This is a genomic window from Acrocarpospora pleiomorpha (assembly GCF_009687885.1).
Lineage (GTDB): Bacteria > Actinomycetota > Actinomycetes > Streptosporangiales > Streptosporangiaceae > Acrocarpospora > Acrocarpospora pleiomorpha.
Genome location: NZ_BLAF01000056.1, coordinates 12,091 through 27,512, shown reverse-complemented (window position 1 = coordinate 27,512; position 15,422 = coordinate 12,091). Strand labels below are relative to the sequence as shown.

Genomic DNA, 15,422 nt, shown 5'->3' with positions numbered 1-15,422 from the left:
TGATCCGCTTACCCATGTACGGCCTCCGCGTGCTCCTTGGGGGCCGGTTGTTGTGGCCCGGCCGGAAGTTTGGTCCACGCCAGGGCCGACAACAGGCTCGTGACCATGACGATTGGCATGCGCTGGCGAAGGATTAGGCCTACGTTTGCCATCGTCGTCGCGTACGCGAGGGTCGCCGGAAGCAGGAAGAGTGCCAGGATCAGCAGCAGGCGCGGATCTCGGCGCCACAGCCGCCGGGCCCCGACGGCGGCCAGCACGAGCAGCACGTACCAGAGCAGGGTCTCGATCTTGCCGAGCTGGAAGACCAGGCTGCCCTCGGCCCACGGGAACGGCGAGAACACGGTGTAGAGCAGTTTCGGGCCGATGGCCGCCCACGGGTCGCCGCCGTCGGCGAACAGCACCCCGGAGCCGCCGCCCGCGTTGGCCTGCCGGACGAGCATGGACTGGCCGCGATCGAGCTGCTGCCGCATGACGTCCAGCGGCGGCCCCTGCAGCATGAGCAGCCCGGCCACCGCCGCCACCAGGCCGATCCCCATCGCCCGCCGCGACCGCAGCAGCCCGACCGCGAGCGGCAGCGCGCACATGAACACCATGTAGGGCCGCACGTGCCACAGCGTCCACAACGCCAGCGCCAGCAGCAGCAGCTTGCGCACGTCGAAGCGGTGCAGATGGGACAGGACCAGATAGAGGGAGAACACCACGAGGAACGCGTTGATGCCGTCCTTGAACGTGTCCGAGGTGTGGAACAGGAACGACGGCATGTAGGCGGCCAGCACCAGCAGCCGGAACGCTGCCCGCTCGTCCGCGCCCACCAGCAGCGCGGCCCGGTAGAGCACCACGCACAGCGCGCACGCCACCAGACCCACCACGGCCGTGCAGGCCAGCGGCGCCGGGCCGCCGCAGAAGGCGATGACCAGGGCGAACAGGTTGCACGGCACGGCCACCGCGTGGAGATTGCTCATCTCGGCGGCGGTGACGAAGCGGAAGCCCGACATATCCCAGTACCGCGCGATGTCGGTGGCCCAGGCTTCGTAGGTGAGGTTGTCGCCGCCGTACCCGAGCAGGTCCGCCCTGATCACCAGGGTGTGCACGATCAGCCGGACGGCGAGCGCCACCAGCAGGACCGGCAGCACCTTCACCGCCACGTGTTTCTTCACCGCCCCATGTCTAGGGAAGCAGGCCCACACCATCCAGGTGAGCAGCACCGCCACCAACCCCACCACCACGAACTCCACGCCGACCTCCTTGCACCGATGATCACGCTGAGTACTATCACGGTCATGCTCCGTAACTATCCGCGCCGTCCCGACATGGTGGTTCAGCTCATCGGTCATCTCGGCTCAGGTGGTGCGGAACACCAGGTCGTGCTGCTGGCCAGAGAGCTGAAGGCCCGGGGGGTGCGCAGCGAGGTCCTGGTGATGTTCGGCGGCGGGCCGCGCGAGGCGCACCTGCGCCAGGCGGGCATCCCGGTCGTGGACCTGGGCTTCCGCACATTCCTGCGGCACGGCTGGCGCGCGCTGCCCGCCAGCTTGCGGGCCTGCGTCCGGATGGTGCGCTACCTGCGGCGGACCCGCCCGGACGTGCTGCACGCGCACCTGTTCCAGTGCTATGTGGCCGCCGCCGCGCTGGCCCGACCGGCCCGGGTGCGGGTCCTGGTGGCCGGCCGTCACACCGCGCCCGACCAGCACCGGCTGTCGGCGCTGATGCGCGTGCTCGACCGGTGGGCCAGCAAGCGCGCCGATCATCTGGTCGCGGTCAGCCAGGAGCTGGCCCGGCAGGTCGGCCGGGTGACGAGGACGCCCGCGACCAAGATCGGGGTCGCCTACAACGGGCTTTCGGCCGCGGCCTTCGCCCGGCATGTCCCCGCCCAGCTCGCCACCGAGCGGCCAGTGATCCTTGCGGTTGGGAACCTGTACCGGTGGAAGGGGCACAGCGTCCTGGTCGGCGCGGCGGCCCTGCTGAAGCAGCGCGGCCTGGACTGCACGGTGATCGTGCTCGGCGAGGGCCCAGAGCGGGAGGCGCTGACCGTGCAGGCGCGGGCGTTCGGGCTGGACCTGCGGCTGCTCGGCGCGCGGCCGGACGTGGGGCGCTGGCTGGCGCGGGCCGATGTGGTCGCCCATCCGTCGCTGTCGGAACCGCTCGGGATCGCCGTGATGGAGGCGATGGCGGCCGGGGTGCCGGTGGCCGCCAGCGCGGTCGGCGGCATCCCAGAACTGCTGACCGGCCGTGGCCTGCTGGTCCCGCCCGGGGACGCCGAGGCCCTGGCCGGCGCGCTGGAACGGCTGCTCCGCGACCCCGCGCGCGCCGCCGCGCTGGCCGCCGCCGCGCAGACGTGGAGCTGGGAGCATCTGCACGCCGAGGTGACCGTGGACCGGCATTTGAGCATCTATGGCCAACTGCTGTCCTGCAGATAGCTCGCGCGTTCATGGCGGTGCGCGACCGCTGGACTACCCTGCGCGATATGCCGATCTTGACCAGGGCTCCGGCCCGCGTCCGCCGGGTCTGCCTGCTCATCGACCAGCTCGGGCGGGGCGGAACCGAGAAACAGCTGGTCCTGCTGGCCGCGGGCCTGCGGGACGAGGGCGTCGACGTCACCGTGCTGGTGCTGTTCGAAGGCGGGCCGCGTGAGCGGGAACTCCATGATCGGGGCGTCCGGGTGGTGCGGCTCGGGCTGAGACGAATAGGCGGGGCGCCGTGGACGGCGGCGGCGAACGGGTGGGCGCTGGGGCGGCTGGTGGCGCTGCTGCGCCGGGAGCTGCCCGATGTGCTGCACTGCTTCCTGACCAGGGGTTACCTGCTCGGGGTGCCCGCGGGGCGGCTGGCCGGGGTGCCGGTCGTGGTGTCCGGGCGGCGGAGCGTGGCTCCCCCGGGCGGGCGGGTGCTGAAGGCCGCCGTGCGCGGGGCCAACCGCCTGACCGACCTGGTGATCGCCAATGCGTACGCGGTGGCCAACCGGGCGGCGCACGCCGAATCGCTGACGCTGGGCAAGCTCGCCGTGGTCTACAACGGGCTCCCGGCGAGCGCGTTCGACCCGGTGCCGCCGCTCCCGCTGGACGCCCGCGCGCCGGTGCTCGCGTGTGTCGCCAACCTGCGGCCGGAGAAGGGGCATCGGGATCTGCTGGCGGCGGCGAGCCGTACCGGCTGCGTGGTGGCGCTCGCCGGGGAAGGGCCCGAGCGGGCCGCGCTGCAGTGCGAGGCCGGGCGGCTGGGCGTGGACGCCCGGTTCCTCGGCGCGGTCGCGGACGTGCGGCCGCTGCTGGCCCGGGCCGACGCCGTGGTGCTGCCGTCGCTGGTGGAGGGGCTGAGCAACGCGGTCATGGAGGCGATGGCAGCCGGGCGACCGGTGATCGCCACCGCCGTCGGCGGCACGCCGGAACTGCTCGGCGGTGAGCCCAGGCGCGGGCTGCTGGTGCCGCCGAAGGCCCCGGACGCGCTGGCTCAGGCGATCACCGAGGTGCTCGGCGGCGCCCATCCCGGGCTCGGGGAGACCGCCAGGAACTGGGCCAAGTCCACGCTCGGCATCGACCAGCTGGTGGCCGAGCACATCCGCCTGTACGGCGAGCAGTTGGAGCGGCTATGTGCGGAATAGCGGGACATATCTCCTCGGCGGGGGCCGACCACGCGTTGGTCCGGCGCATGTGCGACGCGCTCGTGCACCGAGGGCCCGACGGGGACGGCTACCACTGCGGCGAGACCGCCGGCCTCGGCATGCGCCGGCTGGCCATCATGGACGTGGCCGGGGGCGCGCAGCCGGTGCGCAACGAGCGCGGCGACGTCACGGCCGTGTTCAACGGCGAGCTCTACAACTTCCCCGAGCTGCGCGCCGAACTCCTGGCGAAGGGCCACCGGCTGGCCAGCTCCTCGGACTCGGAGCTGATCACCCACCTGTACGAGGACTACGGCGACGACCTCGTGCGCCGCCTGCGCGGCATGTTCGCCTTCGCCCTGTGGGACGACACCCGGCAGCGGCTGCTGCTGGCCCGGGACCGGCTCGGCAAGAAGCCGCTCTACTACCGCGACCACCGGGGGACCCTGACCTTCGCCTCCGAGCTGAAGGCGATGGACGTGCCGCGCTCGGTGGATCTCGCCGCGCTGCACCACTACCTGACCTACCGCTACGTGCCCGCCCCCCACTCGATCGTGGCCGGGGTGCGGAAACTCCCGCCCGGACACGTGCTCAGCTGGCAAAACGGCCGTACGGAGGTCCGCCGCTACTGGCGGCTGGACGCCTCGCCCCGGCCGGTCGGCGACGAGGCCAGCGAGGCGGAGCGGCTCAGGGAGCTGCTGCTGGAGGCGACGCGGCGGCGCCTGGCCGGGGAACGCCCGGTGGGGGCGTTCCTGTCCGGCGGGCTCGACTCGGCGGCGGTGGTCGCGGCCATGGCCCGGGTCAGCAACGCGCCCGTGCGCACGTTCACGATCGGCTTCACCGATCCCCGGTTCGACGAGCGCGGCCCCGCGCGGGCGGTCGCCGCCCGGTACGGGACCGACCACAGCGACTACGTCATCACGCCGTCGGCCGTCGAGTCCGTGGCCGAGGTGGCCCGGAGTTTCGACGAGCCGTTCGCCGACGCGTCGGCGATCCCGAGCCTCGCGGTGGCCCAGCTGAGCAGCGAGCACGTGACCGTCGTGCTCAACGGCGACGGCGGCGACGAGTGTTTCGCGGGTTACCGGCGGCACCTGCTGATGGCGCGGCTGGACCGGATGCGGGCGCCCGCCGCGCTCGGGCGCAGGCTGGCCGCCGCCGGGGCGGCGCTGATCTCCCGGGGCTCCCCGGGCACGCTGCCGCGCCAGGCCGGGTGGGCCCTGCGCGCGCTCGGCCAGCCGCCCGCCCGGCGCTACGCGGGCCTGATGACCTGCTTCGACCATGCGGCCAAGCGCGCGCTCTACACGCCCGAGGTCGCCGCGGCGCTGGCGCACCTGGACAGCGCCGCCCTGGTGGACGAGGCGTTCGCGGCCTCCCGCGCGGGGACCACGCTCGGCCGGGCCGTGGACGCCGACATCTCCACCTACCTGCCGGGAGATCTCCTGGTGAAGGCGGACATCAGCACCATGGCCCACTCCATCGAGGCGCGCTCGCCCTTCCTCGACCACCACCTGATGGAATGGGCGGCCGGGCTGCCCGACCACTTCCGGATCAGGAAGGGCAGGACCAAGCACCTGCTCCGCACCGCCGTGGCCCCCTGGCTGCCGGCCGAGACGCTCGCCCTGCCCAAGAAGGGCTTCGGCGTGCCGCTGGCCGCCTGGCTGCGCACCTCGCTGCGCGAGCTCGCCCACGACACGCTGACCGACCACACCGCGGTCTCCCGGGGGATCTTCCAGCCCGAGCTGGTGTCCCGGATGCTCGCCGAGCACATGGCGGGACGTGATCACGCCACCCGGCTCTGGACGCTGCTCCAGCTGGAGCTCTGGCATCGCTCCGCCGACCGGCCCGCCGTACCCGTATGAAGAACACCCGTATGAGCAGCCTGCGCCGGGCTCTGGACACCGTCGCCAGCCAGGTCCTCCGGCTGGGGCTCGCGGCGGTCACCGGGGTGCTGCTCGCCCGCGCGCTGGAACCGGAGAGCCGCGGCGTGTACGCGGTCGTCGCCACCACGGCCGGGATCACCATCCAGCTCGGCCACCTGTCCCTGCAGCAGTCCCAGATCGCCTTCTGGCCGGACGCCGGCAAACGCCGCGCGCTGCTGGCCAACTCGCTGTTCCTCAGCCTGGCGATCGGCGCGATCTGCGCCATGCTCTCGTTCGCCGCCAGCCTGGTGCTGCCGCTCGCCTCGCCGGGGCTGCTCGCGCTGGCGCTCCTCGCGGTGCCGTTCGGGGTGGCCGCGATCAACCTCAACGGCATCATGCTGCTGCGCTCCCGGCAGCGCCTGGTCAACCGGGCCTGGGTGCTGACCGGGCTGACCCAGTGCGTGCCGCTGCTGGTCCTGATCGCCCTCGGCAAGGCGTCGGTGACCGCCGTGATCGTCTGCTGGACGCTGTCCACGGCCGCGCCGTTCGCGCTACTCGCCGCCACGCTCAAGCTGCGCCGACTGCGCGGCAGGATTCGGCTGGCCCGGCGCCAGCTGGCCGTGGCCGGGCGTTACCACCCCGGCCGCCTGGCCTTCTACCTGCTGCTCACCGTGGACGTGCTGCTGCTCAACGCGCTCGCCTCCGCCCGCGAGGCGGGCCTTTACACGGTGGCGGTGGCCGTGCTCTCGCTGGCCGCCGCCCCGGCGGAAGCCGTACGCCAGCTGAGCCTGGCGCGGCAGGCCGACGCCGACGGCGACGGCGCCCGCCAGGCCACCACCCGCGCCCTGCGCCTCAACCTGCTCACCGCCACCGCGGTCGTGGCCGTCCTCGCCGCCGCCGCCCCGATCCTCATCCCGCTCGTGTACGGCTCGGCCTACACGCCCAGCGTCGCCCCCATGCTCGCGCTCGCGCCAGGCGCGATCATGCTCGCCCTGCTCAAACCGGTCGAGCAGTTCCTGGTACGGCTGTCGCGCCCGATGACCATGACCGCCATCTCGATCATCGCCCTGGGCGTGAACCTGGTGCTCAACGGCGTGCTCATCCCGCAGTGGGGCGCCGTCGGCGCGGCGGTGGCGTCCACGGCCGCGTACACGCTGGTCGCCGTGATCGAACTCACCTGGTTCGTCCGGGCGTCCAGGACCGCCCCCCGGGAACTGCTCCCCCGGCGCGCCGACCTTGTTCCGGCCCGCTCCGGCTAAACCATCCGCCGCCGCCGATGAAAATGACGGCAAAAGGCGCCGCAAGATCGCGCGTGGCGCCCCGGGTGTTCAATCCGTCATCTCTACCGTCTCACTGGCACAGATATGACACGTCGAGCGAGTGTTCGGCAGAGGAGTCACCTTGGCTGCTATTGGCATGAACTATCTGGTAACCGGCGGCAGCGGATTCATCGGGTCGCACCTGACCGATGCCCTGCTGGATCGGGGTGATTCGGTGACGGTGCTCGACAACCTCTCCACCGGTCGCGCCGAGAACCTGCGTCACTCGGCCGCGCATCCGGCGCTGCGGGTCGTGCACGGCTCGGTCCTGGACGAACTTGTGGTGGACGAGCTGGTGCACCAGTGCGATGTGGTCGTGCACCTCGCCGCCGCCGTCGGGGTCCAGCTGATCGTGGAGCAGCCGTTGCGGTCGCTGACCACCAACATCCGCGGCTCCGAGATCGTCATCGGGGCCGCGCACCGCTATCGCAGGAAGATCCTGGTGGCCAGCACCAGCGAGATCTACGGCAAGAACTCCGGCGGGCCGCTGGCCGAGGACGCCGACCGGATCCTGGGCAGCACGTCCGTCTCCCGCTGGTCCTACAGCACCGCGAAGGCCGTGGACGAGATCCTGGCCAACGCGTACTACCGGGAACGCGGTCTGCCGACCGTGGTGACGCGCCTGTTCAACACGGTCGGACCCCGGCAGAGCCCCGCCTACGGGATGGTGGTGCCGCGGCTGGTCCGCCAGGCGCTCAGCGGGCGGCCGCTCACCGTGTTCGGCGACGGCACCCAGTCGCGGTGCTTCGTGCACGTCCTGGACGTCGTCGACGCGCTGGTGCGGCTGCTGGACGAGCCGCTGGCGGTCGGGCAGACCTTCAACATCGGGTCCTCCGACGAGGTCACCATCCTCGAACTGGCCAAGACGGTGATCGAACTGACCCGGAGCACCTCCGGGGTGGAGATGATCCCCTACCACGAGGCGTACGCGAAGGGCTTCGAGGACATGGCCCGGCGGGTGCCGGACAGCTCGCGGCTGCGGGCCCTCACCGGGTGGCGGCCGCAGCGGAACCTGGACGACATCCTGCTCGACACGATCACGGAGACGATGCGCGAGATGTCCCGCGGGCGGCAGTCCGAAGCAGGGATCGACGCACGGTGAGTCTGGCAGTCAGTGTGGGGACGGTGGTGTCGGCGGCGGCGATCGGAGCCGCCGCCACCGTTCCGGTCCGGCGGTTCGCGCTGTGGACGCGGCTGACCGACCGGCCCGGTGGCCACAAGGCCCACCGTCGTCCCACCCCATACCTGGGCGGCCTGGCCATCCTGATCGCCACGCTGCCCCCGGTCGCGCTCCAGGCGGACAACCCGGCCGTGCGGGCCGTCATCATGGGCGCGGCCGTGCTCGCCCTGGTCGGCCTGATCGACGACCTGCGGCCGCTCGGCCCGCTGCCGCGGCTGCTGGTGGAGACGCTCGCCGCGCTGGCCGTGGTGTTCAACGGGGTGCAGGCCCCGGTCACCGGCACCTGGCTGGACATCCCGCTGACCACGATCTGGATCGTGCTCATCACCAACTCCTACAACCTGCTCGACAACATGGACGGCGCGCTGGGCGCGGTCGCCGTCGCCACCTGCGGCATGCTGGCCGTGGCCGCGTTCGTCACCGGCGCGCCCGCGGCGGCCGTCATCCCGCTGGCGCTGGCCGGGGCCTGCGCCGGCTTCCTGGTCCACAACTGGACCCCGGCGCGGATCTTCATGGGCGACTGCGGCTCGCTGTTCATCGGCTTCGCCATCGCCTGCTCCGCCGTGCTGGTGTTCGACGCGCCCGGGCAGGCTCCGGCGGGGCTGCTGCTGGTCACCTTCGTGGCCACCGTGGACACCCTCGTGGTGGTGGTCTCCCGCCGCCGGGCGGGCCGCTCGGTGATGCGCGGCGGGACCGACCATGTCACCCACCGGCTGCGCAAGCTCGGCCTTTCGGTCTCCCAGACGGTCCTCGCGCTCGCCGCGGTGTCCGCGCTGACCTGCGGCCTGGCCTGCGCGGTGGCCGTGCTGGCGCTGCCCCCGCTGCTCGCCCTGGCCCTGGCCGTCGGCTCGGGTCTCGTCCTCGTCGTTCTGCTGCAGGGCGTGGACGCCTACCCGGCCGCCCGCCCCGCGCTGCAACCCTCAAGGCGGTAAATCCTTGGAACTCCTCTCCTACCTGCGACTGGCCCGCCGGAACTGGTGGATCATAGCCCTGGCGGCGGGCACGGGCGCCGGGGGCGCGATGCTCGTGACCCAGCAGATGCCCGAGCGGTATGCCGCGACGGTGTCCATGCTCGTGGCCGCCGAGGACGACGAATCCAGCGCGGCCGGGGCGTACCAGGCCAACCTGCTGTCGCAGCAGCGGGTCAAGTCGTACGCGAACCTGATCACCAGCCGCCGGGTGGTGGCCGAGGTCGCCCGGCCCGAGGGCCTCAACCCGGATTCGCTGGCCAGGAACGTGAAGGCGGAAGCGGTGCCGGACACGGTGCTGCTGCGGGCGACCGTGGAGGACGTCGACCCGGCCAGGGCCGGGCGGCTGGCCAACGCGGTCGGCGAGCAGCTGACCGCGCTGATCGACCAGATCGAACGGCCGAACAAGGACAGCAAGTCCACCATCAAGGTCACGGTCATCGACAAGGCGGTCACGCCCGGGAAGCCGGTCAGCCCGCGCCCGCTGGTGAACCTGTCCATCGGCGTGCTGCTCAGCCTGCTCGCCGCCGGCTCGGCGATCATCCTGTACGACCGGCTCGACACCACCGTGAAGACCCCGGAGGACCTGCTGGAGGCCACCGGCGGGGCGGTGCTCGGCGTCATCAGTTACGAGAAGGACGCCAAGGAGTATCCGTTGATCGTGCGCGATCAGGGTAATTCCATCCGGGCTGAGGCGTTCCGGGCGATCCGTACGAACCTGCAGTTCGTCGGCATCGACGAGAAGCCCAGGTCATTGGTGATCACCAGCTGCCTGCCGGGCGAGGGCAAGTCCTCGACCTCGGTCAACCTGGCCATCGCGCTGGGCCAGGCCGGCTGGCGGGTGCTGCTCGTGGACGCGGACCTGCGCCGTCCCAGCGTGCCCGACTACCTCGGCATCGAGGGCGCCGTCGGGCTCACCAACGTCCTGATCGGCACCTCCACCCTGGCCGACGCCCTGCAGACCTGGGGCGACGACCAGATCCAGGTGCTGCCCAGCGGCCCCATCCCGCCCAACCCGAGCGAGCTGCTCAGCTCCCACCAGATGCGGCAGCTGCTCGTCCAGCTCCGCAAGTCCTACGACATGGTGCTCATCGACGCGCCGCCGCTGCTCCCCGTCACCGACGCGGCCACCCTGGCCGCCGTCGCCGACGGGGTCCTGCTGGTGGCCCGCAGCGCCAAGACCCAGCGCGACCACCTCGCGCACGCCACCACCCAGCTCAGCTCGGTCAGCGGACGCCTGATCGGCTCGATCCTCAACTTCACGCCGTCCAGGACCATCCACCACTACGGCTACGACTACAACTACGAACCCGTCAAGGAAGCCGAACCCGAGAAGATCCCGGTAGGGGTCTAGTTGCTCGCGCTCTCCGTGCCGCCGGCCAGCAGGCGCAGCGGCACGGAGAGCTCGGCGGCGATGCGCCGCCCCACCGCGCGATAGACGCGCCCCGACCGGCCGATCGGATCGACCACGTCAGGTTCCACCACTCGGACCATCCCCCGCCGCGCCGCCGCCTCGGCCAGCAGCGCCCTCCCCCGCTCCTCCGCCTCCAGGAAGCGCATCACCAGGCCCTCCGGGACCGCCCGGACCAGGGCGCCGAACTCCGCGATCGTGAACACCCGGCCGACCGACGCCGGCACCCTGGTCACCACCTCGGCCCGATGCCGCCGGGTCGCCGTCAGCACCAGATCGGCCTCGACCACCATCTCGGATTCCAGCGGGCGGGACACGAACTCGCCCACCTCCGCGCCCATCCGCCGAAGCACCTCGCGGGCACCCGCACTGATCGGCACCCCCGCCACCGTACGCGTCCCGGCGCTCCCCACCTCAACCCCCGAGACCGCCGCCAGCGCGGCCCTGGTCAGGCACTCCGCGATCGGCGAGCGGCAGATATTCCCCGTACAAACGAACAACACCCGGAACCCCATCCGACGAGGTTAAACGGGGGGCGTGGATCGTCTTCCGAGGTTTGGCAGAAACTTGATCGACAGTGCGTGGATGGCCACGGTGATGGCGGGAGCGGGCGGAGCCCGGAGAGAACAAACGGGTGGGTGGGACAACCCCGGATTGGCTGTCGTTTTGTTCGGGCGGCCACGGTGTCGGCGGGGCCGGGCGGAGCCCGGAACGAATCAAAGGGAGGGTGGGTGGGAGAACCACAGTGAGCGCTTGGCGGGAGGGCTCACCGAAACACAGAACCCTCGCCGTCGGAGGGGGGAGACGGCGAGGGTTCGTTCTGAGGTGGAGCTGGGTTGGTGGCCGCCCCCCGCCGGACTGGCGGGGGGCGGACGTTTCTTAGCGGCCGATGTTGGCTTCGTGGCCGATGCTGAGGCCGGAGTCGACGTCGAAGAAGTGCAGGTTGTGGGTGTCCACGACGAGTTCGATGTTCTGGCCGGGGCGGACGTGGCTGCGGGCGTTGACGCGGGCGGTCCACAGGGACTTGTCGCCGGTCAGCGGGAGGGCGGCGGCCTCTTCCTCGTCGCCGTCGTTGGCGGCGGCCACCGTGTCGCGGTGCTCGACGGGGGGCGCGTCGATGGTGAACAGCACGTTGATCTCGGAGCCGAGCTCCTCGGTGACGTTCGCGCGGACCGGGATGCGGACCCAGCCGGTGGAGGCGCCGTTGGCGGCCACCGAGTCCTCGAAGTCCGAGGGGCGGATGCCGAGGATGATGCGCTTGCCGATGTAGCGGTCGAGACCGGGCTTCTCGGCGAACGTGGAGTCCGGCACGGGGAGCTTGTAGCCGGCGAAGGCCACGGCGCCGCCGGCCCCGTCGCGGACGAGCTCGGCGTAGGCGAAGTTCATGGACGGCGAGCCCATGAACCCGGCGACGAACAGGTTGACCGGGTTGTCGAACAGGTTCTGCGGGGTGTCGACCTGCTGGAGCAGGCCGTCGCGCAGGACGCAGACGCGGTCGCCGAGGGTCATCGCCTCGACCTGGTCGTGGGTCACGTAGACGGTGGTGACGCCGAGGCGCTCGTGCAGCTGGTTGAGCGAGGCGCGCATGGAGACGCGGAGCTTGGCGTCCAGGTTGGAGAGCGGCTCGTCCATGAGGAAGGCCTGCGGCTCGCGGACGATGGCGCGGCCCATGGCGACACGCTGGCGCTGACCGCCGGAGAGCGCGGCCGGCTTGCGCTTGAGGTACTGCTCCAGGCCCAGCATCTTGGCGGCCTCGTTGACGCGCTTGGCGATCTCCGCCTTGGGCATCTTGCGGAGCTTGAGGCCGAAGGCCAGGTTCTCCTCCACCGTCATGTGGGGGTAGAGGGCGTAGTTCTGGAAGACCATCGCGATGTCGCGGTCCTTGGGCGGGAGGTGGTTGACCACCCGGTCGCCGATCGCGATCTCGCCGCCGCTGATGTCCTCGAGTCCGGCGATCATCCGCAGGGCGGTGGACTTGCCACATCCCGACGGGCCGACCAGGACCATGAACTCGCCGTCTTTGATCTCAAGATTCAGGCCGTTCACGGCCTTCACGCCACCCGCGTAGATCTTGTCGACGTTGCTCAGAACGATTGATGCCATGCCAGTCCTTAACGCTGCCCGAGGACCGGCACGGAACCCCCGCCGCCGGTCTCCACTAGGGGAAAAGTGGATACGTTTTCATGCATCTCACCCGAACCGGACATCCCTGTCAAGCGATTCGCCTAGTTTCCGCCTGTCATGACATCCCCGTTATCGCATTGAGACTGGCGGTAACTGTGGAATTCTGATGGAATCGTTTCCATGAGCAGTCCGGCGCAGCGCCGTACGACGATCAAGGACGTGGCCGAGCTGGCCGGCGTCGGGGTGGCGACCGTGTCGCGGGTCCTGTCCGGGGGGTCGGCGAGCGCGGAGACGCGGGAACGGGTGCTGGACGCGGCCACCAAGCTGGACTACCGGCCGAGCGCGCTCGGGCGGAACCTGCGGCAGCAGCGCAGCGGCGGGATCGCGCTGCTGGTGCCGGACATCACCGACAACTTCTACGCGCGGCTCGCGGACGGCGTACTCTCCTGCGCCCGCTCCTACCGCGAGCCGGTCACCATCGGGGTCACCGGCGACGACCCGGAGCAGGAGGCCGACCTGGTCGGGGCGCTGCTGGAGCAGAGCATGGACCGGGTGATCGCGGTGCCGTCGGGGGACGGCGAGATGTGGGCGCCCGCGCTCCGGGCGGGGCTGAGCGTGGTGTTCGCCGACCGGCGGGTGTGGCGCGACCCGGTGCCCGGGCAGCAGCGGGTGCTGGACGAGGTGCCGGCCGTGCTCGCCGACGACCGCGCCGGGGTGCGTACGGCGGTGGAATACCTGACCGGGCTCGGCCATCGCAAGATCGGCTTCCTGGCCCGGCACGGGCAGACCCAGCGGACCCGGGCGTTCCGCACCGCGATGGGCGAGTTGCTGGACGAGGAGCTGGTGGTGCCGGCGCGGGCGAGCCGGGACTCCGCGTACGCGGCGGCGTCCGGTCTGTTCCAGCGGCGACCCGACATCACGGCCGTCCTGACCGGGGACAACATGCTCGGCGAGGCGGCCGTGCTGGCGGCCAGGGAGCTGGACGTGCGGATTCCGCGGGATCTGTCGCTGGTGATGTTCGACGACGTGCCGTGGGCCGAGCTCTGCGCGCCGCCGCTGACCGTGGTGGCGCAGCCCGCGCAGGACATCGGGTATCGGGCGGCGGAGCTGGTGATGCGCCAGGGCCGGCGGCCGAAGACGGTCATGCTGCCGACCCAGCTGATCGTCAGGGGCAGCTGCGGCCCGCGCAGGTGACGGTGGTGCGCTGGGGGCGCACCAGCGGCTGGACCGGGACGTTCGGGCGGGCCGCGCTGTGGGGCTCGCGGAGATCCAGCTCGATGGTCGCGGTCCTTCGGGGGCCGAGTTCGATGACCTTGGAGTAGACGGGGTGGAACCGCTCCTCCTCGGTGATCATCTCGGTGGTGGCGCCGTTGATCCTGGCGGCTTTGAGGGTGGCGCCGACGGGGGCGTACAGGGAGAACCAGATCTTGTTCGCGCCGACGGGCGGCTGGTCGTGCGGGGTGTCCATCCGGTACGTCACATACTTGGGGAGGGTGCCTTCGGGCACGTCGTTGGTCAGCCGGATGCGGATCCGGCTGGTGCGCCAGTCGCCCTCCCGGGGACCGAGGTCGTAGTCGAGCTCGCGGTCGAGGTAGTAGTCGAGCTTGGTGCCACCGGAATTGTTGACCACCAGACCCGCGTACGGACCGCGCGCGGTGGGCAGCGTCCCGCCCAGGAGGGTGGTGGCGATCAGTGCCTGGTCGCGGTCGTGACGGCTCCAGATCCGCAGGCGGCCCTCCTCCACGAGCTGGAAGAAGACCGGCAGGGCCTCGAGCCCGGGCAGCCGGGTCAGCGCGTCGCCGACCGACCGCGCGATCGTGACGAGGAAACGTTTGCGCTCGATCGGATCCTGGTAGCGGGCGTAGGCCGCGCGCTCGGTGAGATCGACCACGTTGGCGGCCGTGACCTGCTCCCCGCCGGGCAGCGTGACCGGTCCGACCACGGACAACATCCGGGCCAGGCCGACCGGATCGGTCGCGATGGCGCCGTCCAGGCGGGTGCCGGTCTGCCGTTGCCAGAGCCGGGTCCACGTCTCCGCCGCGTACGGGAAATGGGGTGAGAGGTTGGAATTGGACAGCAGTTCCGTCGCGCTCGGGCCGTAACGCGCGACATACGCGGGCCCGTGATCGACCACGGGCGTGGTGGCGTTCCTGAGCCCGTTGTTCGCGGCCAGGTTATTGATCGCGAAACTCCCGCCGCCGGCGGAGAGGATGCCGAACGCGCCCACCAGACCGCCCGTGCCCCGGGCCTCGGCGTTGGTCTGGAACGCGAGGAAGTAGCGGCTGGGCTTGTCCCGGCCGAACAGCGCGGGCAGCGCGACGAGCTGCGCCGCCTTGTCCACCCAGCCGCGCAGCCGGTCGATCTCCTTGATCGCGTTGGCCCGCGCGGCGTCGATCGCGTCGACCCCCGTGCTCTCCGGCACGCGGGTCAGCTCGCCGCGAGCCAGCAGCAGCCGGACTCGCGCCCGCTGCACCGCGTCCGCGACGTCGGTTCCGGCCAGCTTCGCCAGCAGCCCGGTCAGGCCGGGAACGCCGGAGACCGAGCCGCGCAAGGCGACGGCGACCTTCTGCAGCTCGTCGAGCGCGGCGGTCAGCTCGTCCGCCGCCCGCGCGATCCCCCGGACGACCGCCGCCTCCTCGCCCATGACGGGCAGCCGGGAGAGCAGATCCCAGTCCGCTCCCCCGGTGACCCGCCGGGCCGCCGCCGCGTGCTCCCGAGCCTCCGACAGCGCCTTCGCGAAGTCCGGCAGGGAGTCCAGCAGCGGCTTCCCCGCCTCCTGCGTCCCCGTCCGCCCGGCGCGCGACCGGGCGGACGACAACGCCGACGAAAGATCGTCATGCGCCTCGGCCAGGGCTGATCGGGTCGCGCTCAGGTGGTGCCAGGTGGTCAGGCCCAGGTAGGCCGACCACCCGGCGGCCATGGCGGGCAGCGCGCCGATGAGCGCGAGGCCCGCCAGCAGGCGGCGTTTGTTCACT

General features: G+C 71.6%; 12 protein-coding genes. 8 read left to right on the top strand and 4 right to left on the bottom strand.

Going from position 1 to position 15,422, the window contains the following annotated elements; all coding sequences use genetic code 11:
• Nucleotides 1-8: 8 nt before the first annotated feature.
• Nucleotides 9-1,235 (bottom strand): hypothetical protein, encoded by a 1,227-nt coding sequence (locus Aple_RS37840; protein ID WP_170321877.1) that lies wholly within the window; start codon nt 1,233-1,235, stop codon nt 9-11.
• 45 nt (nt 1,236-1,280) lie between these two features.
• Between Aple_RS37840 and Aple_RS37835 the strand changes: the two genes are divergently transcribed.
• The 7 genes from Aple_RS37835 to Aple_RS37805 all read left to right on the top strand — a co-directional run bounded on the left by Aple_RS37835 (nt 1,281) and on the right by Aple_RS37805 (nt 10,266).
• On the top strand, nt 1,281-2,414 hold the full coding sequence (locus Aple_RS37835; protein ID WP_170321876.1) for a glycosyltransferase: 1,134 nt from the start codon (nt 1,281-1,283) through the stop codon (nt 2,412-2,414).
• Nucleotides 2,415-2,461: 47 nt separating this feature from the next.
• A complete protein-coding gene (locus Aple_RS37830; RefSeq protein ID WP_170321875.1) occupies nt 2,462-3,589 on the top strand; it encodes a glycosyltransferase in 1,128 nt (375 codons plus the stop codon).
• On the top strand, nt 3,577-5,445 hold the full coding sequence (asnB, locus tag Aple_RS37825) for an asparagine synthase (glutamine-hydrolyzing) (protein ID WP_155349571.1): 1,869 nt from the start codon (nt 3,577-3,579) through the stop codon (nt 5,443-5,445). The genes Aple_RS37830 and asnB overlap by 13 nt, the downstream gene beginning before the upstream one ends.
• Entirely contained in the window at nt 5,442-6,704 is a 1,263-nt protein-coding gene (locus Aple_RS37820) for a lipopolysaccharide biosynthesis protein (protein WP_155349570.1), read from the top strand. The genes asnB and Aple_RS37820 overlap by 4 nt, the downstream gene beginning before the upstream one ends.
• Nucleotides 6,705-6,861: 157 nt before the next feature.
• A complete protein-coding gene (locus Aple_RS37815; protein ID WP_155349603.1) occupies nt 6,862-7,866 on the top strand; it encodes an NAD-dependent epimerase/dehydratase family protein in 1,005 nt (334 codons plus the stop codon).
• On the top strand, nt 7,863-8,876 hold the full coding sequence (locus Aple_RS37810) for a glycosyltransferase family 4 protein (protein WP_155349569.1): 1,014 nt from the start codon (nt 7,863-7,865) through the stop codon (nt 8,874-8,876). The genes Aple_RS37815 and Aple_RS37810 overlap by 4 nt, the downstream gene beginning before the upstream one ends.
• Nucleotides 8,877-8,880: 4 nt before the next feature.
• Nucleotides 8,881-10,266 (top strand): tyrosine-protein kinase domain-containing protein, encoded by a 1,386-nt coding sequence (locus Aple_RS37805; protein ID WP_155349568.1) that lies wholly within the window; start codon nt 8,881-8,883, stop codon nt 10,264-10,266.
• On the opposite strand, the gene Aple_RS37800 is transcribed toward Aple_RS37805, so the two are convergent.
• Nucleotides 10,263-10,838, bottom strand: coding sequence for an arsenate reductase/protein-tyrosine-phosphatase family protein (locus Aple_RS37800; RefSeq protein ID WP_155349567.1), 576 nt, complete (start codon nt 10,836-10,838; stop codon nt 10,263-10,265). The genes Aple_RS37805 and Aple_RS37800 overlap by 4 nt on opposite strands.
• Nucleotides 10,839-11,202: 364 nt before the next feature.
• A complete protein-coding gene (locus Aple_RS37795; RefSeq protein WP_155349566.1) occupies nt 11,203-12,426 on the bottom strand; it encodes an ABC transporter ATP-binding protein in 1,224 nt (407 codons plus the stop codon).
• 201 nt (nt 12,427-12,627) lie between these two features.
• On the opposite strand from Aple_RS37795, the gene Aple_RS37790 reads away from it, so the two are divergent.
• The gene (locus Aple_RS37790) at nt 12,628-13,641 is read left to right on the top strand and encodes a LacI family DNA-binding transcriptional regulator (RefSeq protein ID WP_155349565.1); all 1,014 of its coding nucleotides are present in this window, start codon (nt 12,628-12,630) and stop codon (nt 13,639-13,641) included.
• Here Aple_RS37790 and Aple_RS37785 read toward each other — a convergent pair.
• On the bottom strand, nt 13,613-15,421 hold the full coding sequence (locus tag Aple_RS37785) for a DUF4012 domain-containing protein (protein WP_155349564.1): 1,809 nt from the start codon (nt 15,419-15,421) through the stop codon (nt 13,613-13,615). The two genes, Aple_RS37790 and Aple_RS37785, sit on opposite strands and share 29 nt — an antisense overlap.
• Nucleotide 15,422 lies beyond the last annotated feature (1 nt).